The 19,394-nt window shown below is 71.8% G+C and carries 15 protein-coding genes; 3 read left to right on the plus strand and 12 right to left on the minus strand.

From position 1 onward, the window contains the following. From paoC (ASF52_RS02385) to ASF52_RS02395, 3 genes are all read left to right on the plus strand, one after another. Positions 1-2,135, plus strand: a 2,135-nt coding sequence (gene paoC, locus ASF52_RS02385; RefSeq protein ID WP_056167015.1) for an aldehyde oxidoreductase molybdenum-binding subunit PaoC, incomplete at its 5' end; no start/stop codon positions are given. A gap of 52 nt (positions 2,136-2,187) precedes the next feature. Next, positions 2,188-4,398, plus strand: coding sequence for an aldehyde oxidoreductase molybdenum-binding subunit PaoC (paoC, locus tag ASF52_RS02390; RefSeq protein ID WP_056167018.1), 2,211 nt, complete (start codon positions 2,188-2,190; stop codon positions 4,396-4,398). A gap of 151 nt (positions 4,399-4,549) precedes the next feature. After that, the gene (locus ASF52_RS02395) at positions 4,550-5,269 is read left to right on the plus strand and encodes a RibD family protein (RefSeq protein ID WP_082478835.1); all 720 of its coding nucleotides are present in this window, start codon (positions 4,550-4,552) and stop codon (positions 5,267-5,269) included. Between the two features lie 65 nt (positions 5,270-5,334). Here the strand turns inward: ASF52_RS02395 and ASF52_RS02400 are convergent, their stop codons facing one another. The 12 genes from ASF52_RS02400 to ASF52_RS02455 all read right to left on the minus strand — a co-directional run bounded on the left by ASF52_RS02400 (position 5,335) and on the right by ASF52_RS02455 (position 19,254). Continuing rightward, a complete protein-coding gene (locus ASF52_RS02400; protein WP_056167025.1) occupies positions 5,335-6,066 on the minus strand; it encodes an aspartate/glutamate racemase family protein in 732 nt (243 codons plus the stop codon). Positions 6,067-6,224: 158 nt separating this feature from the next. Next, entirely contained in the window at positions 6,225-7,727 is a 1,503-nt protein-coding gene (locus ASF52_RS02405; protein ID WP_244473672.1) for a hypothetical protein, read from the minus strand. Positions 7,728-8,129: 402 nt separating this feature from the next. Beyond that, entirely contained in the window at positions 8,130-8,564 is a 435-nt protein-coding gene (locus ASF52_RS02410; RefSeq protein ID WP_056167029.1) for a lysozyme inhibitor LprI family protein, read from the minus strand. Between the two features lie 17 nt (positions 8,565-8,581). Beyond that, entirely contained in the window at positions 8,582-9,538 is a 957-nt protein-coding gene (locus ASF52_RS02415; RefSeq protein ID WP_056167031.1) for a hypothetical protein, read from the minus strand. 18 nt (positions 9,539-9,556) lie between these two features. Next, positions 9,557-10,519 (minus strand): hypothetical protein, encoded by a 963-nt coding sequence (locus tag ASF52_RS02420; protein ID WP_056167319.1) that lies wholly within the window; start codon positions 10,517-10,519, stop codon positions 9,557-9,559. A gap of 29 nt (positions 10,520-10,548) precedes the next feature. Then, positions 10,549-11,388: an OmpA family protein gene (locus ASF52_RS02425; RefSeq protein ID WP_082515157.1), complete on the minus strand. Its 840-nt coding sequence runs from the start codon at positions 11,386-11,388 to the stop codon at positions 10,549-10,551. A gap of 120 nt (positions 11,389-11,508) precedes the next feature. Then, positions 11,509-12,495: a trypsin-like serine peptidase gene (locus ASF52_RS02430; protein WP_056167034.1), complete on the minus strand. Its 987-nt coding sequence runs from the start codon at positions 12,493-12,495 to the stop codon at positions 11,509-11,511. Between the two features lie 84 nt (positions 12,496-12,579). Then, positions 12,580-13,731: a hypothetical protein gene (locus tag ASF52_RS02435; RefSeq protein ID WP_056167038.1), complete on the minus strand. Its 1,152-nt coding sequence runs from the start codon at positions 13,729-13,731 to the stop codon at positions 12,580-12,582. A gap of 44 nt (positions 13,732-13,775) precedes the next feature. Next, on the minus strand, positions 13,776-14,291 hold the full coding sequence (locus ASF52_RS02440) for a hypothetical protein (protein ID WP_056167042.1): 516 nt from the start codon (positions 14,289-14,291) through the stop codon (positions 13,776-13,778). Next, positions 14,288-15,700, minus strand: coding sequence for a hypothetical protein (locus ASF52_RS02445; protein WP_056167045.1), 1,413 nt, complete (start codon positions 15,698-15,700; stop codon positions 14,288-14,290). The genes ASF52_RS02440 and ASF52_RS02445 overlap by 4 nt, the downstream gene beginning before the upstream one ends. A gap of 102 nt (positions 15,701-15,802) precedes the next feature. Further along, positions 15,803-17,155, minus strand: coding sequence for a hypothetical protein (locus ASF52_RS02450; protein WP_056167047.1), 1,353 nt, complete (start codon positions 17,153-17,155; stop codon positions 15,803-15,805). Then, entirely contained in the window at positions 17,152-19,254 is a 2,103-nt protein-coding gene (locus tag ASF52_RS02455) for a caspase family protein (protein WP_056167049.1), read from the minus strand. The genes ASF52_RS02450 and ASF52_RS02455 overlap by 4 nt, the downstream gene beginning before the upstream one ends. Positions 19,255-19,394: the final 140 nt, after the last annotated feature.

A 19,394-nucleotide genomic window follows, 5' to 3' on the forward strand; every position in this document is an offset into this window, starting at 1 on the left:
GGATCGACGGCAAGTACAAGACCACCGGCACCGCCCCCTACGCCTACGAGCGCCACGACGTGGCGGCGAACCAAGCCTACGGCTACGTGCTCGGCGCCACCATCGCCAAGGGCCGGATCGCGTCAATGGATCTGGGCGCCGCCAAGGCTGCTCCGGGCGTCGTCGCCATCGTCACCGCCGAGACGGCGGGCAAGCTCGACAAGGGCAAGCTGAACACGGCGAACCTTCTCGGCGGTCCGCAGATTCAGCATTACCATCAGGCGGTCGCCGTGGTGGTCGCCGAGACCTTCGAGCAGGCCCGCGCCGCCGCGGCCCTGGTCAAGGTCCGGTATTCCACCTCGAAAGGAGCCTTCGATCTGGCCGTGGCGAAGGCCGGGGCGACAGATCCGGGCGATGTCCAAGGCAGTCCATCCGCCACCGCCGTGGGCGATTTCACGGGCGCGTTCGCGGCCGCGCCGGTGAAGCTCGACGAGCGCTACGCCACGCCCGACCATGCCCACGCGATGATGGAGCCCTGTGCGTCCGTCGCGTCCTGGGATGGCGACAAGGTCACGGTCTGGACGTCGAACCAGATGATCGACTGGGGCGTGCGCGATCTGGCGCTGACCCTGGGCGTTCCCAAGGAGAACGTGCGCCTCGTGTCGCCCTTCATCGGCGGCGGCTTCGGCGGCAAGCTGTTCCTGCGGTCCGAGGCGCTGCTCGCGGCGCTCGGAGCCCGCGCGGCGGGACGGGCGGTGAAGGTCGCTCTGACGCGTCCGCAGATGTTCAACAACACGACGCATCGGCCGGCGACCCTCCAGCGCATCCGCATCGGTGCGACCCAGGACGGCAGGATCACGGCCATCGGTCATGAAAGCTGGTCGGGCGATCTGCCGGAAGGCGGTCCCGAGGCGGCGGTCCTGCAGACCCGCCTGCTCTACGCGGCACCGAACCGGATGACCGCCCTGCGCCTCGCCGTGCTCGATCTTCCCGAGGGCAATGCCATGCGCGCGCCAGGCGAGGCTCCCGGCCTGATGGCCCTCGAGGTCGCCATGGACGAGATGGCGGAGAAGCTCGGGCTCGACCCCATCCGGTTCCGTGAGATCAACGACACCCAGGTCGATCCGGAGAAGCCGTCGCGTGCGTTTTCGCAGCGCAGCCTCGTCGAATGCCTGCGCCAGGGCGCAGAACGCTTCGGCTGGGACAAGCGGGGCAAGCCGGGGCAAGTCCGCGACGGGCGATGGCTCGTCGGAATGGGCGTGGCCGCAGCCTTCCGCAACAACATGGTGCTGAAATCGGCCGCCCGCGTCCGGCTCGATTCGAAGGGCATGGTCACGGTCGAGACCGACATGACCGACATCGGCACCGGCAGCTACACCATCATCGCCCAGACGGCCGCCGAGATGATGGGGGTTGGCCTCGACAAGGTGATCGTCCGGCTCGGCGACTCCACCTTCCCGGTGTCCGCCGGTTCGGGCGGGCAGTTCGGCGCCAACTCCTCGACCGCCGGCGTCTACGCGGCCTGCGTGAAGCTCCGCGAGGCGGTGGCGGGCAAGCTCGGGGTCAATTCGGCCGACGCCGTGTTCGCGGACGGGCAGGTCCGTTCTGGCAACCGCGCCGTCCCACTCGCCGAGGCGGCGACCGCGGGAGATCTCGTCGCCGAGGACGCCATCGAGTTCGGCGATTTCGGCAAGACCCACCAGCAATCGACCTTCGGCTCGCATTTCGTCGAGGTCGGGGTCGACGTGGCCACGGCGGAAGTCCGGGTACGCCGGATGCTCGCGGTCTGCGCCGCCGGCCGCATCCTCAATCCGAAGACCGCCCGCAGCCAGGTGATCGGCGGGATGACCATGGGGGTCGGCGCCGCCCTGATGGAGGAACTCGCCGTCGACACGAAGCGCGGCTACTTCGTCAACCACGATCTCGCCGGCTACGAGGTCCCGGTGCACGCCGACATCCCGCACCAGGAGGTGTTCTTCCTCGACGAGGTCGATCCGATGTCGTCGCCGATGAAGGCCAAGGGCGTGGGCGAACTCGGCATCTGCGGCGTCGGCGCCGCGGTGGCCAACGCGATCCACAACGCCACGGGCATCCGCGTGCGGGACTACCCCATCACCCTCGACAAGCTCTTGAACCGCATGCCCGACGCGGCCTGAGCGCCGCGACGGGAGACAGCATCGCAACAGGCTCAGCGCAGGGTTCGGTGGCATGAAGTTCGAGACACCCGCGGGCCAGAACCCCATCGACCGGCTGGTGGTCGTGGGGAAGCCGACGGACCGGATCGACGGTCCGTTCAAGACGACGGGGACCGCCCCCTACGCCAACGACTGGCACGACCCGCAGGTGAACCTCGCGCATGGCTTCGTCGTGGGCGCCGGTATCGCCAAGGGCCGGATCCGCTCCGTCGACACGTCCCGTGCGGAGGCCGCCAGCGGTGTGCTGGCGGTCGTCACGGCGCGGAACGCCGGCCCGCTCGACCGGGGGGCGTTCTACGTCGCCCGGGCGCTCGCGGGGCCGGACATCGACCATTACCATCAGGCCGTCGCGGTCGTGGTCGCCGAGACCTTCGAGCAGGCCCGCGCCGCCGCTGCCCTCATCCGGGTCGATGCGGTCGCCACCCCGGGCCGCTTCGAGCTCGCGGCGGCGAAGGAGACCGCCCCGGTGCCGAAGCCCGGCCAGTTCGGCGGGCCGACCGAGACGCAGGTCGGGGATTTCGAGGGTGCCTTCACCGCGGCGGCCTTCCGGGTCGACGAGACCTACACGACGCCCGACCAGACCCACGCGATGATGGAGCCGCATGCCTCCGTGGCGTCCTGGGACGGCGACCGCCTCACCCTGTGGACCTCGATTCAGCAGATGAACTGGGGGGTGCGCGACCTCGCCAAGACCCTGGGCATCCCGAAGGACCGGGTCAGGTTGGTCTCGCCCTACATCGGCGGGGGCTTTGGCGGCAAGGGGACGATCCTCGCCGACGCGGTCCTGGCGTCGCTCGGGGCCCGGGCGGCCGGCCGCCCCGCCAAGGTCGCCCTGACGCGGCCCCTGATGGCCAACAACGTCACCCACCGTCCGGCCACGATCCAGCGCGTCCGCATCGGCGCGACCGCGGACGGGCGCATCACCGCCATCGGCCACGAGAGCTGGTCCGGCAACCTCGCAGGCGGACGCCCGGAGGCCGCCGTCGTTCCGACCCGGCTGCTCTATGCGGGCGCGGCCCGGATGACGCGCCTTCACCTGGCGCAACTCGACCTCCCCGAGGGCAGCGCCATGCGGGCGCCGGGCGAGGCCCCCGGCATGATGGCCCTAGAGGTCGCCATGGACGAGATGGCGGAGAAGCTCGGGCTCGACCCCGTCGCTTTCCGCGTCCTGAACGACACCCAGGTCGATCCCGAGACGCCGGAGCGCGCCTTCTCGCAGCGGCAGCTGGTCGAGTGCCTGCGTCAGGGCGCCGAGCGCTTCGGCTGGGACCGGCGCGTGGGCAAGCCCGGGCAGGTGCGGGACGGGCGCTGGCGCGTCGGCCTCGGCATGGCCTCGGCCATCCGCGGGGCGCCGGTGACGAAGTCCGCCGCGCGGGTTCGGCTCGATGGCCGCGGCGTGGTCACGGTCGAAACCGACATGACCGATATCGGCACCGGCACCTACACCATCATCGCCCAGACCGCGGCCGAGATGATGGGTCTGCCCCTGGACCGTGTCGTGGTTCGGCTGGGGGATTCGTCCTTTCCCGAAAGCTCTGGCTCGGGTGGTCAATGGGGGGCCGCCTCCTCGACCGCCGGCGTCTACGCGGCCTGCATGCGCCTGCGCGAGACGGTGGCGCAGCGCCTCGGCATCAATTCCGCCGACGCGGTGTTCGCGGACGGCCTCGTCCGGTCCGGCAATCTGAGCGCACCCCTCGCCGGGGCCGCGAGCGGAGGCGATCTCGTGGCCGAGGACGCCATGGAGTTCGGCGACCTGACCAAGCGATTCGCGATCCAGACCTTCGGCGCCCACTTCGTCGAGGTCGGGGTGGATGTGGACACCGCGGAGATCCGGGTCCGGCGGATGCTGGCGGTGTGCGCGGCCGGGCGCATCCTCAACCCGAAGGCGGCGCGAAGCCAGATCATCGGGGGCATGACCATGGGCATCGGGGCCGCCCTCATGGAGGAACTCGCCGTCGACACGAAGCGCGGCTTCTTCGCCAACCACGATCTGGCCGGGTACGAGGTCCCGGTCCATGCCGACATCCCGCACCTCGACGCGATCTTCCTCGACGAGGTCGATGCCGTCGCCACACCGCTGAAGGCCAAGGGCGTGGGCGAGCTCGGCATCTCGGGAGCCGCGGCGGCGGTCGCCAACGCCATCCACAACGCCACCGGCGTTCGGGTGCGGGACTATCCCATCACCCTCGACAAGCTCGTCGCGCGCCTGCCCGACGCGGCCTGAGGAGAGGCGCAAAAAACGGCGGCGGATGTCGGGACGTCGGGTTGCGATCCGGGCCGAAAGTCGACCTTTCGGACCGGGCGCCGCGGGTCATGGCCAGCGAACCGCGTGCTATCTGACACGACCGTAACCCGAGAACAGGCGAAGGCCCGCCATGCGCCCGAGAATCATCTGTCACATGGGAAGCTCCATCGACGGCCGGCTCCACCCGAGCCGCTGGACACCGCCGGCCACGGGTATCGCGGACGGCTTGGTCCACCGGTACTACGAGGAGACCGCCGCACGTCTCGGGGGCGAGGGATGGATCGTGGGCCGCACGACCATGGCGGAGATCGCCAAGGGACATCCCCGCATGCCGTCGGCCATCCCGGCCAGTCTGCGCCGGACCCATCTCGGCGACCGCAAGGGCCGCGATCTGGCCGTCGCCATCGATCCGCACGGCAAGGTCCATTACGGGCGGGACGATGCCGGCGGCGATCACGTGGTGGCGGTCCTCGGCGAGGGCGTCTCCGACGCCTACCTCGCCGAGCTTCGGGAGGACGGGGTCTCCTACCTGTTCGCGGGGCCGGAGGGCCGGGACCTGTCCGCCGCCATGGACACCCTGGGTGCGGCCTTCGGCGTACGGACCCTGCTTCTCGAGGGTGGCGGCATCATCAACGGCGCCTTCCTCAAGGCCGGCTTGATCGATGAGGTCAGCCTTCTCGTCTCGCCGGCCCTCGACGGCCTCGCGGGCGTGCCCACCATCTTCGAGTATCACGGCGAACCGGGCGAGCGACCGGCGGCCGGAAAGGCGCTCCGGCACCTGCAGACCGAGACCCTGGAAGGCGGCACCGTCTGGCTGCGCTACCGGGTCGAGGACGCCGAAGACGCCTGAAATCCGCGCTCGGGGGAAGGCCGTGCGCCGGGGCGGACGGGGCCGTCTGCGCCGCGCCAGCGGGCTCAGGCGGCACGGGCCAGCGACGGGCCCGCATCGTCTTGCAGGCAGACCTGCACGCAGGCACGGGCCAGGGCTTCGGTGGCATCCACCAGGGCCGTGCCCAGGGGACCTTCGACGGAGGCCAGCGCAACCGGGATTTCCGTGCATGCCATGACGATCCGACTGCACCCGGCCGCCATCAGCGCCTCGGCCTGCCCGGCCAGGATCGTGTGCGCTTCTGCCAAGTGCCCGGCTTTTGCCGAGTGCCCGGCTTTCACGAGGCGGATCGCGCGCGTCACTTCGGCCTGTCCCGCGGCATCGGGTGTCCGGCACGTGAACCCGCGCGCGGCCAGACGCTCCCGGTAGATGCCCGCCGCGATCGTGCCACGGGTCGCCAGCACACCGATGCGATCGCCCATTCCGCCGGCGAGCGCGTCCGCCACGGCGTCGACGATGTGGAGGATGGGCAGCGACGTTTCGGCCTGCAGGGCGGCGTGCCAACGATGCGCGGTGTTGCACGGGATCGCGATCCGGCGCGCACCCGCCGCCTCGAGCCGCCGCAGGGTGTCGCGCATGGCCGGGAAGGGATCGGGCCCCTTGCCCAGGATCGCGGCCGTGCGGTCGGGGATGTCGGCCGCCGAGCAGACGATCATCCGGATATGGTCCTGATCGCAGGCGGCCGGGGTGTTGCGGACGACCTTGCCCATGAAGTCCACGGTCGCCATCGGACCCATCCCACCAAGTACACCGAGCATCGCGATCTCCCCTTGTGCGGATACGATGCGCCGCGTCGGGGTCTGGGGTCCAATGCCGTCTCGGACAGCCCTATTCCGATCCCGCATGAGGACCGGCCGGCGCAAGCTCGCGGCACCGGATGGGGGCGGGGTGGGCCGCCCCGCGATGCCCGCCCGGATCAATCCGGCTGCGAAAAGACGCTGGCGCCGATGAAGGCCATGTCGCGGTCCGGCTGCGGCGGGTCCTTCCGTGAGCCATAGGCGAAGAACAGCCGCCGGCTTCGCCCGTCCTCGCCGATGAGCGTCAGGGTGTGGTGGTCGAGGGCGTAGCGCCCGCCCTCGGGGGCACCGCGTCGGCTCATGGCCGAACCGGCACCGGAGGTCGCACCCGAATTGACGGCCCCCACGGCGCCGCCGCGCCCATACGTTCCGTCCGCACGAAACGCGTACCGGCTCGCCACGGAGATCATGACGTCGCCCCCCATGGCGCTGTTGCCGCCGCCCGACAGGCGCCGGTAAGTCCGCGCGATGGCCCGCTCCCCCGCATCGGCCGGATAGGCCTTGAAGAACGAGCCGCCCTGAAGCGTGTTGTCCTGCGGTTTCCCGTCCGCCCCGGTGAGGACGAACCGATTGCCCGAGCGGGTCCAGCGCCCGAACCGGCGGGGTTTGGCGATCCGCTCTTCCGTCAGGTCGACATCCTCCAGGGCCGCGTCGTCGATCTCGTAGCTGCTGCCGTCGCGAAACAGGATCAGCGGCTCGTACTCGATGACCACCATGCCGCCGACGCCGACGCCCGTGGCGGCCCGGAAGTACACGCCCTCGACGGCGGACCAGTTCGCGGTGTGGCGCGGCTCGGCCAGGGGCGCGGGGCTAGACACAACCGCGTCGGCAGCGGGGACGGGCCGCGGCGCGGTGGCGCCGGCCCGGCCCCCGGCCGAGTCCGCATCCGGGGCTGGTCCGGCGGAACCGGGCCGGCGCCCTTTCTGAACCAGCCCCTCGTCGGTGAAGGCGACGCTCCGCAGGGACGCCACCGGGATGAAGTCCTTCGACAACCCGGCCAGGAAATCGGGCACCAGCCCCAGGCGCCGGGCCGCCTGCCAGCCAGCATGATGAAGGACCGTGCGCAGCTTCACCTGTTCGGCGAAGGCGGCGCGGGTGGCGGGTCGCGACAGGGGCGGCTTGCCCGCAATCGGCTCGACCATTCGGCGCCGGATCGCCCGCAGGGCAGTGGGGCTCGGGTCGACCTCGACGTTGTTCGCCACCATCCACTGCAGGACGATGAAGGCCGTGAGCACGTCGCCGGCATCGTCTGCTCGCAGATCGGTCTGGGTGAGGAAACTGCGAAAGATCGCGTCGTAATCGTGTTTGGCCATCTCGCGTGCGACCTCGACCGCGGCGATGGGGTTCGTCGCCCGCAAGGCCTGGATGTGCCGGCCGATCGTGGCGGCCCGCAGCTCGGCGCTGGTCGTGAACGGAAGGGCCGCGCGGCGGACCGGACGTTCGGCATCCCCCCGGGGCAACCGTGCGGTGTCCTCGACAGACTGGGCGCCGATCGCCGCATCGAGCCCCTGGAACTGCTGCTGCTGGAGTCCCTGCAGGATGCTCGCGCCGGCATCCTGCGCGAGGGCCCCGGACGAGAGCAGCGGGAGGAGGGCGCAGACGAGGCGGATCGTAGGGGTCATGACGGGCTCCGTGTTCGAGATCGGGCGTTCCGGCGTCCAATCGGCGCGTCGCCGGGCCCCGCGAGTGCCACGGGTTCGGGCGTAACGGGTTCGGGCGTAACGGCCGCCCGCGCGGGTCATCGGTGCAACGGCGCCAGGCCCGCTGATACCCGGCGTCGCCGGGCCGCCCGTAGCACCAGCCCTCCGCGATGAGCCGTCGGTCGACGACGTCGCGCCGCGCACAGGCATCGAGGGTTCGGGGATCGTCGCCGCGCCCGCCCCGGCAGGCCGCGTTGAGGGCCTCCCAATCCTGGAGGAGCGGCGCGCGCGCATCGGCCGCCTGCCAGGCGCGGGCGTCGGTGGCACCGAGCGAGGCGATCAGGAGAACGAGCCATCTCATGGGGGCGTCCCTCTTCCTCGACGTCAATCGATTCCAGCCAAGTCGCCGAGCTCGGCGGTGCGGCGCGCATCATGCACGCGCAGGCAGGTCAGCACGGCTTGGTTGCGGCCGGTCCCACCCGTGAAGGCGACCGGGACCTCCGCCTCGCAGCGCAGGCGCGCGTAGATGCGCCAGGCGCGCTGGGTCCGCTCGAGGGTCTCACGCGCCGCGGGCCGTTCGGCGTCGGAGATCGTGGGACTGCGCGCGATGGCCGCCCGCGCCTTCGCCAGGGCCTGCCGGAGCCGCCGGGCGCTTCGCTCCGTCAGGGTCTGCAGGCAGGCGATGCGGCTCTCGGCCTCGCGGCATTGCGCCGTCGTGCCGGGGATGTCGGTGAGGTCCGCCTCTGATGCACCGGTTGCGAGGACTGCCGTTCCGAGCCACAGGAACGAGCCCGTGAGAAGGATTGCCGGACGGATCATGACGAGGCTCCTCGGGTTCAGCGCACTGCGATGGACGCGGCGATGCGATCGATCCGCGCGAGAACGTCCCGCTGGTCCGCACCGGCGAAGCCGATGACCCGCAGGTACCCTGCGCCATCGAAGCGGATCGTCTGGTGCACACTCATCATCCGGCCGGACAGTGTGTCGCTGCCGGTCCCGCGCAGGCGGACCACGGCCGCACCTCCGAGGGTCGAGTTCTTCTCGTCCGTGACCGCGATGTCCCGCACCTCGCGGATGGTGCCCAGGGCCTTGCGGGCGAAGGCGCCTTCCTGGCCGGGCGCGACCGGAACCTGGCCTAGCGAGGGCGCCACGATGACGATCGCCTGCTCGCCCTCCGGATCGATGTCCTTGGGGCCGTCGGTGAGCAGAAGGGCGTTGCCCATCAGGGTGCGGACCGGGCGGAAGCCCGCCAGATCGCCGACGGAGTAGGGCAGGGCCGCGATCTGGTCGGCGACGTTGCCGGGTGCCCGGAACGCGATCGTCCCGAGTGCCGCCTCCACGGCCTTGTCGGGCACCTGCCGGCGGGCGGCCTCGGGGACCTGGACGGTGACGAGGCCGGTGCCGGCTCCGCCCCGCACCACCGCGATCCACTTGGTGTAGGCGAGGCCGTTGGCCGATTGGCTGCCGCGCAGGAGCCGGCCCTCGCCCCCTGTCACGGACAAGCCCTCGCCCGTGCCCTTCGCGACGAAGCCGGTCGGTCCGAGGGCCTCGGGCGTGAATTTGGCGACGAGCTGTCCGTAGGCCTCCGCCGGCATCTCGATGATGACGATCGAGGCGCCGGAGGGGTGCTCGAACCCAGCGAAGGCCTTGGCCGGAACCATCCCGGGCGGCGGGACGAGACCGACCGCTCCGGTGGGCGGAAACGTCGCCTCGGCGGCATGGGCGGGAGCTGCGAGAAGGCCCAGGAGGGCGAGCAGTCGCAGGACGGCGTAGCGGGAGCGCGGAAACGACATGGGCGGGACTCCGGGGCTTCAGCGCGTCGCCACACGGCTGATGACGAAGGTGTTGCCCGAGAACTGGACCTGGCCCGGCGCGCTCATGTGCTCCAGCATCAGGCGCAGGTTGCGGCCGAGACGCGCCGAATCCGAACGGGTCTCGTACCAGTACTCGGCCGACGCGCCGCCGGAGCGCACCGGACGGTGGTGCTCGTAGCAGCGGAAGGCCGCCATGTATTCCTCGGCCGCCTGGACCTCCTGGGCCGAGAAGCCGCTCAACTTCACGGTGTAGGCCGTCGGCAGGCCGCCGCAGGCCTCGCCCCCCGGAACCGCCGCGGGCGCACCGCCCGCGAGGGGCGGGGCGGTGAAGGCGGGGCCGCCCGCGTCGGTGCCGCGCCGGGGCGCGACGACGCCGTCGAGCTTCGCCGTCAGGGCCGCCGCGACATCGGCCGCGATGGTCTTCGCCTCGGCCCCGACCCGCTCGAGAAGGCATTCCCGGTCGCAGCCCTGAGGCAGGGGCGGCAGCTGCACGCCGGCGACCTCGAAGGCACCGAGCGACTGACCGGTCCGCACGTTGAGAAGGCGACCCGGAATGCGCACCTCCGGCCGCACGATGTCGGAGTAGGCGGACTTCGAGGCCGAGGCGTAGACCTGGAACACCGCCACCACGTCCACGGGCGGGTTCTGTACGGCGCGGGCGACCTCGATCAGCTCGGCGTCGCGCCGCCGGACACGGTTGGGCTGGGTGAAGCCCATGGCCACGGCGGTCTCGTCGTAGACGTTGTAGCCGCGCAGGTTCATCGTCTCGGACAGTTCGGTGATCACCCGCTGGAAGATGCGGTTGCCGCGCGGCACCGAATCCTCGTCGGCATCTTCGCCCATCACCACGATGTTGGGCTTTGCCTGCGCCTGGGCCGGCGTGACGAGCCCGGAGAGACCCGCCGAAAGGATCGCGGCGAAGGCGGCGGTGCGGAACACGGCGGTCCGAAGTAGCGGCATCATCTCTCTCCTGAGTCTCGGGGTCGGGGTCATTCGGACCAGGCTGGCGGCGTCGGCGCCGCATCGAAATCGTCGAGGTCGAGAGCGACCCTGAGGCGCGGATCGGCGGGGGACGGGCCGCCGCAAGTCGTTTCGGCGACGGGCACCACGAAGCGCAGGACGCCGGTGCGAGCGGGCGCGATCAGGCTCACCTCGACGCGGCGGTTCACCCGCGCGAGCGGCGCGGCCGGGTCCTTCAGGCGGCTCGGCCCCCAGCCGTGGACGCGCAGGCGCCCCGGTGCGATGCCGTAGATCTCGACCAGGTGGGCTTTCACCGCCCTGGCCCGGGCCAGGGAGAGACGCCGGTTGTGCGGGGCGGCCCCCGCCGCATCGGTGTGGCCGGCGATGAGGAAACCGTGACCGGCGAGATCCGGCGAACGCAGCGCCTGCCCCAGGGGTTCGAGCTGGATGCGCGCTTCGGGCGTCAGGCGCGCGCTGTCGTAGGCGAAGAATACGATGAGATCGACCGAGCGGCCTGCATCGACACGCAGGGCCGGCCCGCCGTCATCGGGCACGACGGCCCGCACCGGGGCACCCGGGTTGCCGTCGGCGAAGGGCGCGAGGGACCGGATGATGGCGGTGGCATCGGGGTTGCGCACCGCCCCCTCCGCCCGCTCGCTGACCCCGTCACGCGGCGCCGCGTCGGGTCGGGCGCCTGGCACTTCCGTCAGCGGGTTGGCGCGGGCCGCCTGACCGAGCAGGGTGGCGAGGGTGAGGGCCAGGATCAGTCCCGAGCGTCCACAGAGCGCGCGCGCAGCGCGATCGAGGGCGGCTGTCTCGGTGAGCCGCACGGGCTCAAGGTGGCGGGCGGGCGCGTCATCGATCCGCATGGGATCCGATCCTCTTCATATTCGGGGCCTTGCTCCCGCCCCGCACACCCTGTCCATGGACGGACCAGAGCGGTTTTCGCCGCCCGGCCCGGTGTGATGCGTCGAATTTCCTAGCGGCGATCAACGACCGCGCAGGATCGCGTTCATCCGATCCGGATCGAGGGCGCCGTCGGCGGCGGCAGCCGGTGCCGCAGGCGGGCGAGGTGGGGTCGCGGCGGCGCTGGCCGCAGGGGTCGTGGCCGCGGGCGGATGCCCTTGCGTGGCGGCGATCTCCGCCAGGATGCGACTCTTCCCGAGGATCGCCGAGAGGCGCGTGGCGTTGTTGAAGCTCGACGGGTCCTTCGGGTCGAGCCCGCCTTCCTTGTGCAGCGCGACGCCCGCCACGGAGGCGTCGAACATCAGCGAGCCCGAGGAGCCCCCGAGTGTGTCGCAGCGGTGGCGCAGATCGGGTCCCTCGCCCTGATCCTTCACGGCGAAGCAGCGAAAGCGGCTCATCACCTTCGGCCGCCCGAGGGGATGATGGATGACGAGCATGGACCGGTTGCCCGACACCGCCGCACCGGAGAGCCGGGCGGAGCCGTAGATGGCGGTCGGGTTGCCGGCGACGCGGGCGAGGGCGAAATCGAGGCGCGGGTCGAATTCCAGGGGGTTCGGATCGATGTCGAAGCGCCGCGAGCCCTGCCCGTCCAGGGTCAGGTAATCCATGAGGATCGACGCCTTCACCGGGGTCAGGTCGCCCGCCTGCGGCAGGCAATGGTGGTTCGTCAGCACGTAGTCGCCGGGCAGCAGCGTGCCCGTGCAGGAGGCGCCGACGGTCTGGCCGCTGCGGGTGTTGCGCAGGACGATGTCCACCCGGCCGATCGGGCGGGCAAGCGCCGCGAGCGCGTCCTTGGGGTCGAGTTCGGCGATGGGCTCGAACGCGCCCTTGTTGCGGTCGACATAGGAGGCCGCATCGCCGGTGGTCTGTCGCAGAGGTAGCTGGGCGCGCCCATAATCGGCGGGATCGAACCCGACGCTCTGGGCTTGCGCGCCCTCGGCGACGGCGAACGTCAGGATCAGGCAGGTTCCCCGCAGGATCGAGCGGCGCGTTCGGCGGCTCTCGGCCATCCCTGTTCTCCTCTCGGCGACGGCGTTATGCCCGCCGTCCGACGCTGCGTCAAAAAGCTACGGCTGCGACCGGTGATTGCAGCATCACCGTCGCAACGCGTGTTCGAGACGATCCGACGCGCTCGGCACGCCCGCCTCCGATAGGGCTTGGACCACGTAGACGAGGTTCTGGCGGCTGCCCTCCCGCAGGAAGTAGGCCTGCGCCCCGTCGGGAAGGCGCACCGGCGGCAGGGCGGCGGCGGCCAAGGCCGGGTCGACCGCGAGGCGGGCGCCGGGTCGCACGAGGCGAAAGGCGAGGCCGCACAGGTCCGAGGCGAGCCGGCTCGCGCGCAGGCGTCCGCTCGCTTCCGACGGAACGGCGCGACGCTCGGGCGGATCGGCACCGAACGCTACGCGCCGGCACGAGGAGCCCGCCGGCGCGACGAGTTCCTCGACCTCCACGCCTGGCGGCGGCGCGCCGCCATCCGGCAGGGTGGCCGGTCGAGCCTTGACCGCGTCGACCTCGGCAAGGGCCGGGGGGGCCTCCGGTCTCTCCTTCGTCGGATGGCCGTCGAGCGCCATGAGGATCGCGACCAAGGCCGTCGCGATCACGAGACCGGCCGCGACGGCAGGCGGCGCACGACGACGCCGGCCAGCGGTGGCAACGGTCGGCAGGGTGCCGCGCACGAGCGCAGCGAGGGCGGCCGGGATCGATGCGGACGGCAGGATCGCCGAAGGACGCGCCCTCGGGAGCGCGCGGAAGATCCGTTCGGCCTGCGCGGCTTCGGGACCGCTGGGGAGAAGGACGTAGAGGTCGGCCCGCGCCGCCTCGGTCATCAGGTCGCGAGAGCGCTCGATCTTGTCGAGGAGCGCATAATCGGCGGCCAGGACAGCGAGGTCGAGATCGACGGCGCCGGTCGCCCAGACCACGAGATCCGCCTCGGACGGTTCGGGGGTCAATCGAAAGCCGCGTGCGACGAGGCCGTGGGCGAGGCAAACGGGCACCTCCCACGAGCGCCCGGCGTCGAACGACCCGCTGAGGCGCAGTTCGTAGGGCCCGGCGGTGATGCCGGGTAGGCGGGACAACGGGCCGCCTTCGGCCGCGAGCCGCGCGTAATCCCCGGACCAGGGCAGGGGGCGGTAATCGCCCACCGCGAAGGCGGCTGAAGTCGGCATGCCGGGGCGCGCAGTCAAGCCGCGCAGCACAAGCGGGCCGCCGGTCGTCGGCACAACCACGAGAACCGAGGCCTGCGTCATGCCGGGGCGCCGATCATGCCGGGGCGCCGATCATGTGCGCGACATCATAGGAGGAAGGCCGCACAGGCCGGATCCCGCAGCATCGCCCCGAGGCGAACCGCCTCCGGGACCGCCGGATCGAGGGCGAGGAGGATCGCGCCCTCGATGGGGGGCGGCAGCGCGACCCGTAGGGTCTCGTCTCCCAGGATCACCTCGATGAGGCGTGGCGACCGGGCTTCGCTGCCCCGGAGGATCAGGAGCGGCGGAGCATCCTCCGTCGCGGCCAGGATTTCGAGGGTGAAGGCTCCGATGCGGCGCGACGCGACGGGGCCGTCCGAGGCCGCGACGGCGAAGGGGGCGTGCGCCATCGCCTGGCTGGCGAGGAGCGCGCGGTAGCGTCGGGCCGTCCCGGGGTCCGCCCGGATCGCCCGGACCGTCGCGAGATCGACCGGGCCGCCCGGATCGCGGGTGGCGTGAGCCCAGAGGGCGGCGACGCCCGGCCGGGTGGCGGGCGTCGCGGCGCGCGCCAAGGCACGCGCGGCGTGGATTTCGGCGAGCAGCCGGGCCGCTTCGTCGCTCATGCCGTCGCTTCCGCCACGTAGGCTTGCGCGAAGGTTTTCGCGAAGATGTCCCGGTCTGCCGTGAAAGCCGGCTCCAGGGGACGGTGGCGCACCAATCCGGCGATCGCGCGCTGGAACCGGTCGATCTCTCCGGCGAGCCGCACGAGGGCCGAATCGGCGGCGGCGAAGCCTTCGGCCAGACGGGCGGGATCGTCGAACCCGGCGCGCCGGACCCGCCGGATATCGGCCCGAGCGGCGGCCAGCGCGTCACGCGTTTCCGGTGCGAGCCCTTCCGCCTCCGCCGGGACCCGGAGTGCCGCCGCGATGCGCAGCATCCGGTCGAGATGCGCCGCCAGCGCAGCGACCCTCTCCGCCAGGACCGAATAGGTCTCGGCCTCCGTGCAGGCGACCCGCTCGGCGAGATCGAGGCCGCCACCACCACGCCGCAGACGGTTGGACAGGCCCGCCTGGACCCGCCCGAAGCTCGTGGCCCGCAGCGCGGTGAGCGGACGGGTGCGGTGGAACGGCTCCAGGCGCAGGAGATCGACGAGATCGTCGCGCTCGGCCCCCGTCAGGATCTTGGGGCCTTCCGCCAGGCCGGCGAGAAGATCGACCAGGGTCTCGGCCGGGTCGCCCGCGACGAGGTCGGCCAACGACGCATCGAGGCGCTCCTCCCACCCCACATGCGCTTCGAGGGAATCGGCCGCCGTCAGGTTGTCGAGGCCGTTGCGCAGGCCTGCCGCGGCCTCGAAGGTGACGAAGTGCTCGGCGATGGTGCGGAAGCCCGGCCGTTCGCCCTGTTCCATCTCGCTGCACCAGAACGCGAGGATGTCGTCGTCGTCGAACTCCGCTCGCCCGCGCAGGTAACCGAGGAGCCCGCGGAAGCGTCGCTCCAGGGGCGCGAGCGGCAGATGGGCGTTGCGGTAGGCGGCGAGGTGGCGGCCCAGGCGCTTGCCCAACAGGGGGGCCGCGTCGCCATCGGGCGTCTCGGCGAGCTCCCCGAACCAGCCGGACAGGAGAGCGAACTGCCCGAGATCCTCCGCCGTCAGCAGGAACTCGGCCAGCGCCAGCAGGCGTGCGAGCCCGGCCCAGGTGGTGCGCCAACCCGCGCCGTCGGCGAAAACGAGGCCGCGTTCGTCGGCGCAAACCCCGTCCGCCCGCGCCTCGCCGAAGCGCGCGGCGATGGCGTTCGGCCTGGCGAGACCCGGATCGAGGGCGAGGGAGACGAGGTCGCGTCCGTCCCGGGCGGACGTGAGCCGGGCGAGGGCACATAACGCGTGGGCGAGGTCCCAGAGCGGCTTGTCGCGGTTCGGCCGCACGGCGCCGGTCACGACGCGCGCGAGCCAGGCCCGATCCTCCCGGGACAGGTCGCGCCCCTCGCACACGTTGGCGAGGTCGGCCGCGCATCGCTCGTCATATCCGCCGGTCATGTCCCCGCCCGATCCCTTCCGCGATGTCCCGGACGGTGCAGCGATACCGCCCACGCGTTCGGCCGTCATCCCCGTCAACGCACGCCCGTCAACGCACGCCCGTCAGCGCACGACGATGCGTGCCGCCGCCTCGGTCACGCCGGGTGTCGCCCGGATCCTGTCCACGAGATCGAGCACCTCGGGTGCCTGTAGGAGCCTGGCGTCGGATTCCGTGCCGGGGGCAACGGCCAGCCAGCGCGCCTCCAGTTCCGGCGGCAGGCCGCCCGAGACCCCGAAGCAGGCGAACAGGTTCTCGAACGGCGCGCCCGCGACGATCTCGTCGAGCCCGTAGCCGCGTGGGTAGCGCCGGACGTCGCCGGCCTTGAGAGGAACGGAGGAGGCGGGATTGCCGCGCACCGGCAGGGCGACGAAGGCGGTCTCGTCGGGGGCGACGACCCAGCAATAGAGGCTCTGAGCGGCCTTCGATTCGATGCGCATCTCCAGGCGCTGCCCCGCCGAGAACGGCGTGGCGGTGGCGGAGACCGCGAGGCGTCCGCCGTCGGTCCGGGCCGTCGCCGCCAGATGGTCGAGGAAGGGGCGGGGGGTCGGGTCGCAGCCGAGCCCCTCGGTGCCGATGCGCCGTCGCCCGGTGGGCGCCAGTACGGCGCCGCCGCGCTGGAACTCCAGCTCCATCCAGGCACGGGCATTGCCGCCGGCGTCGCGATCCTGGGAGAAGCGCCCGCGGGCGGTGACCGGACCCTCGCAGGTCGTCCCCGACGGATTGCGGCGGACATCGAGGCGGGCGCCCTTCAGGATGCGGTTGGCCGAGCGGGCCTCGGCGTCCAGGGCGATGACGAGGCGGTCGGTCAGCGCGCCCGCGCAGGTCGAATGGCCGCCCTCGGCCACGAAGGGACAGATCGCGACGGCGCCGGCATTCGGCGCTGCCTGCGCGAAGGCCCGGACCGCCAGCTCCATCACCGCATCGATATCCGCGACGCCTGCGCCGACCCGGATCGGTACGACGACGGGCTCGCTGGTGGCCTTGCAGGCGGCGCTCCGGGTGATGGCCTGGAGTCGGAACGCGGCTGTCTCGCCGGCCCGGCGGGGCTCCACCAGGAACACGCTGGCGTCGCCCGCGAAGGCCTCGCGGATCTGCGCCTCGGCCTCGGCGCCGGAGAGACCGGTGGTGCCCTCGCGCAGGGCCTTGATCCGCACCACGTCGGCCGCCGCCGCGAGGCGCACCCGGCCCGTCGCCTGGAGCCGACTCTCCACGGCGAGGCGCACCTCCTCGGCCTGCTCGCGGGAAAGCGCGGTCTGGCCGGGCTCGACGCCGACCACGGCCAGCCGGAGGTCGGCCCGGCCGGCGCAGGCGGCGACGGCATCGAGGAACGGCGCCAAGGCGGCGGTGCCCGGATCGGCGGCGGCGGGCGTGCCGACCAGGGCCGCGATTAGCCCGAACGCGCGAGCGCGTCTCATTCCGCCTCGTTCGCCTTGGCGTATTGGTCGAGGGCGCGCACGAAGACCGGGTTGAAGCGTCCGTCGAGGGCGCCCGAATAGTAGTCGGCCTCCTTGATGGCGCGCTGGACGGCGCGGATCGTCTCGGGCTTCAGCTTCTGGGCGCCCGTGTCGGTGGCCGAGACGGAGGCGGCGCCGAGTTCGCCGCGCTTGAGCGCCCGCAGCACCAGGCCGGAGGCGCTGACCCCCGGGAAGTACCGGCCGAAACCGTTGTCGATCAGGGCCGCCATGGTCGCCATGGCGACGGGATCGCCCTTGTCGGCAGCCTGACGGAACAGGTCGAAGCCCTGTCGCAGATCCTTCGGAAACCCGTGGGCGCCGGTGGCGTAGTGCGGCACGAGCTTCGAGATGGAGGCGACGTCGCCGGCTTCCGCCGCGCGCTTGTAGAGCGCCACGGCCTGAGCCTCGTTCTTCGGGATGCCGTTGCCGTATTCGAGCATGCGGGCGGCGTTGGCGAGGGCGACCCGGTTGCCGCCCTCGCCGGCCTGCCGGTAGAGGCGGAACGCCTCCGCCTGCGCGCGCTTCACGCCCTGGCCGTTCTCGTAGAGCGTGGCGAGGTTGTTCATCGCCGAGACGCTGCCGGCCTTGGCCGCGCCGTCATAGGCCGCGAAGGCCTCCTTGTAGCGGTCGGACTTGTCGTAGGCGCGGCCGAGCTGGTAGGCGAGGCGGCGCAAGGTCGGGTACGAAGCGGCGGCGGCGCGACAGGCCTCGATGGCCGCGCTGGCCTCGATCCGCCCGAGCTTCACCCCCGTCACGCCCTTGGGCCGGTCGGGGTCGTCGGTGCCGGCGGCGAGGTCGTCGCAGCGCTTCACGCGCGGATCGCCGTTCGGGTCCGAGCCGCCGAGATAGCCCTCCGCGAGGCTGCGGTAGGCACAGACCTCGCCGCAGGAATCGAGATAGGCCTGGTACTGCCGCTGCTGGCCGAACCGAGCCCAGTTCTCCTGATCGATGGCTGCCGCGTCCCTGCGCTTACCGGAGAGCAGCCTTTCCATGGCCTGGGGCCTGTGGGCGCAGACCTCGCCGCAGGTGCCCACATAGGCCTCGACGGCCTCGCGGGTGCCGAGGGTCTCGGCACGGCGCCACGCCGCCTCGTCGCGGACCGCCGCGACGCCCTTGGCGACGGCCTCGACGGGCAGGGAGGCCTTCAGCACGATGGGCGCATCGTCGATCTCCGGCACCTGCTCGCGGCCGCTGGCGCGGCGCGCGGCCTCCTCGACCTCCGTGCGCAGGTAGCGTTTCAGCTCGGGCCATTGCACCTGCCCGTCGCCGTTGCCCTGCCGATCCGTCGCGTCGGCCAGCCCAGAGACGCCCATGAGGAAGCGGCTGGTGAGGAGGCCGAGCCGGTTCGCCTCGTCCCAGTTGGCCGGCGTCGCACTGGAGGTGGCGACCATTCGCACGATTCTGGTCTCGGCCTTCGGCCGGGACGGGGCGAAGCCGGGTGCCGAGACGGCGAGCAGGCTTTCGCCCTTGCGGCCGGTCTCGCCGGTGAAGCAGGCATCGACCATCACCACGAGCTGGCGCTCGGCGCCGATCTTGCGCTTCACGAGGTCGAGGTTGCGGTAGAGGGTCTCCAGGCTGTAGCCGCTCTCGCCCTGGTTGGGGTTGCCGTCCTCCGGCAGCAGGAAGGGCTGTTTCGTGGCCAGATCCGGTACGCCGTGGCCCGAGTAATACACGAAGACGTTCGAGCGGCCCTCGCGCACGCTGCGCCAAAGCCGGCCCGATTGCGGGTTCCGCTCGGTGCCGAAGGCCTGATTGAACTCGTTGAGAGTCGCGTCCTTGAGGACGAACACGTTGGTGTCGCGGTAACCGAGCCGCTGGACGAGGTAGGCCCGCATCGCCTCGGCATCGTTGTGCGCGAAGTCGACCGGCACCGTCTGCTTGTAGCTGCGGTTGCCGATCACGACGGCGACGGAATCGGCATTGTCGGAGAAGATGGCGGGATCGGGCGCAGCCCGGACCGGCTCGACGGCACCGGCGAGGAGCGTGATCTGGGCGAGAACCCCCACGAGCCAGCGGGTGGCGCGAGCCCGCGCATTCCGGACCGTTATGTTGTTCCTCATGCACGGGCTCTCCTTGCCACATGGAAGAAGACGGGTTCCGACGAACGCTCGGTGGGTATCCGACCGGACGTCGAGGGCAAATTCGGCCGGAGCATGGCGCGCCGGGCCATTACCTTGCAACCAGCGCGATGGCGAGGCTG

The organism is Methylobacterium sp. Leaf112, from assembly GCF_001423295.1.
Lineage (GTDB): Bacteria > Pseudomonadota > Alphaproteobacteria > Rhizobiales > Beijerinckiaceae > Methylobacterium.

Bases quoted from the DNA above. Each gene is read 5' to 3' on its own strand.
- ASF52_RS02410 (WP_056167029.1), bottom strand. From the start codon at position 8,564: ATGATCCGTCCGGCAATCCTTCTCACGGGCTCGTTCCTGTGGCTCGGA.
- ASF52_RS02415 (WP_056167031.1), bottom strand. From the start codon at position 9,538: ATGTCGTTTCCGCGCTCCCGCTACGCCGTCCTGCGACTGCTCGCCCTC.
- ASF52_RS02430 (WP_056167034.1), bottom strand. From the start codon at position 12,495: ATGGCCGAGAGCCGCCGAACGCGCCGCTCGATCCTGCGGGGAACCTGC.
- ASF52_RS02400 (WP_056167025.1), bottom strand. From the start codon at position 6,066: ATGCTCGGTGTACTTGGTGGGATGGGTCCGATGGCGACCGTGGACTTC.
- ASF52_RS02420 (WP_056167319.1), bottom strand. From the start codon at position 10,519: ATGCCGCTACTTCGGACCGCCGTGTTCCGCACCGCCGCCTTCGCCGCG.
- paoC (WP_056167018.1), top strand. From the start codon at position 2,188: ATGAAGTTCGAGACACCCGCGGGCCAGAACCCCATCGACCGGCTGGTG.
- ASF52_RS02395 (WP_082478835.1), top strand. From the start codon at position 4,550: ATGCGCCCGAGAATCATCTGTCACATGGGAAGCTCCATCGACGGCCGG.
- ASF52_RS02425 (WP_082515157.1), bottom strand. From the start codon at position 11,388: ATGCGGATCGATGACGCGCCCGCCCGCCACCTTGAGCCCGTGCGGCTC.
- ASF52_RS02405 (WP_244473672.1), bottom strand. From the start codon at position 7,727: ATGACCCCTACGATCCGCCTCGTCTGCGCCCTCCTCCCGCTGCTCTCG.
- ASF52_RS02455 (WP_056167049.1), bottom strand. From the start codon at position 19,254: ATGAGGAACAACATAACGGTCCGGAATGCGCGGGCTCGCGCCACCCGC.
- ASF52_RS02440 (WP_056167042.1), bottom strand. From the start codon at position 14,291: ATGAGCGACGAAGCGGCCCGGCTGCTCGCCGAAATCCACGCCGCGCGT.
- ASF52_RS02450 (WP_056167047.1), bottom strand. From the start codon at position 17,155: ATGAGACGCGCTCGCGCGTTCGGGCTAATCGCGGCCCTGGTCGGCACG.
- ASF52_RS02435 (WP_056167038.1), bottom strand. From the start codon at position 13,731: ATGACGCAGGCCTCGGTTCTCGTGGTTGTGCCGACGACCGGCGGCCCG.
- ASF52_RS02445 (WP_056167045.1), bottom strand. From the start codon at position 15,700: ATGACCGGCGGATATGACGAGCGATGCGCGGCCGACCTCGCCAACGTG.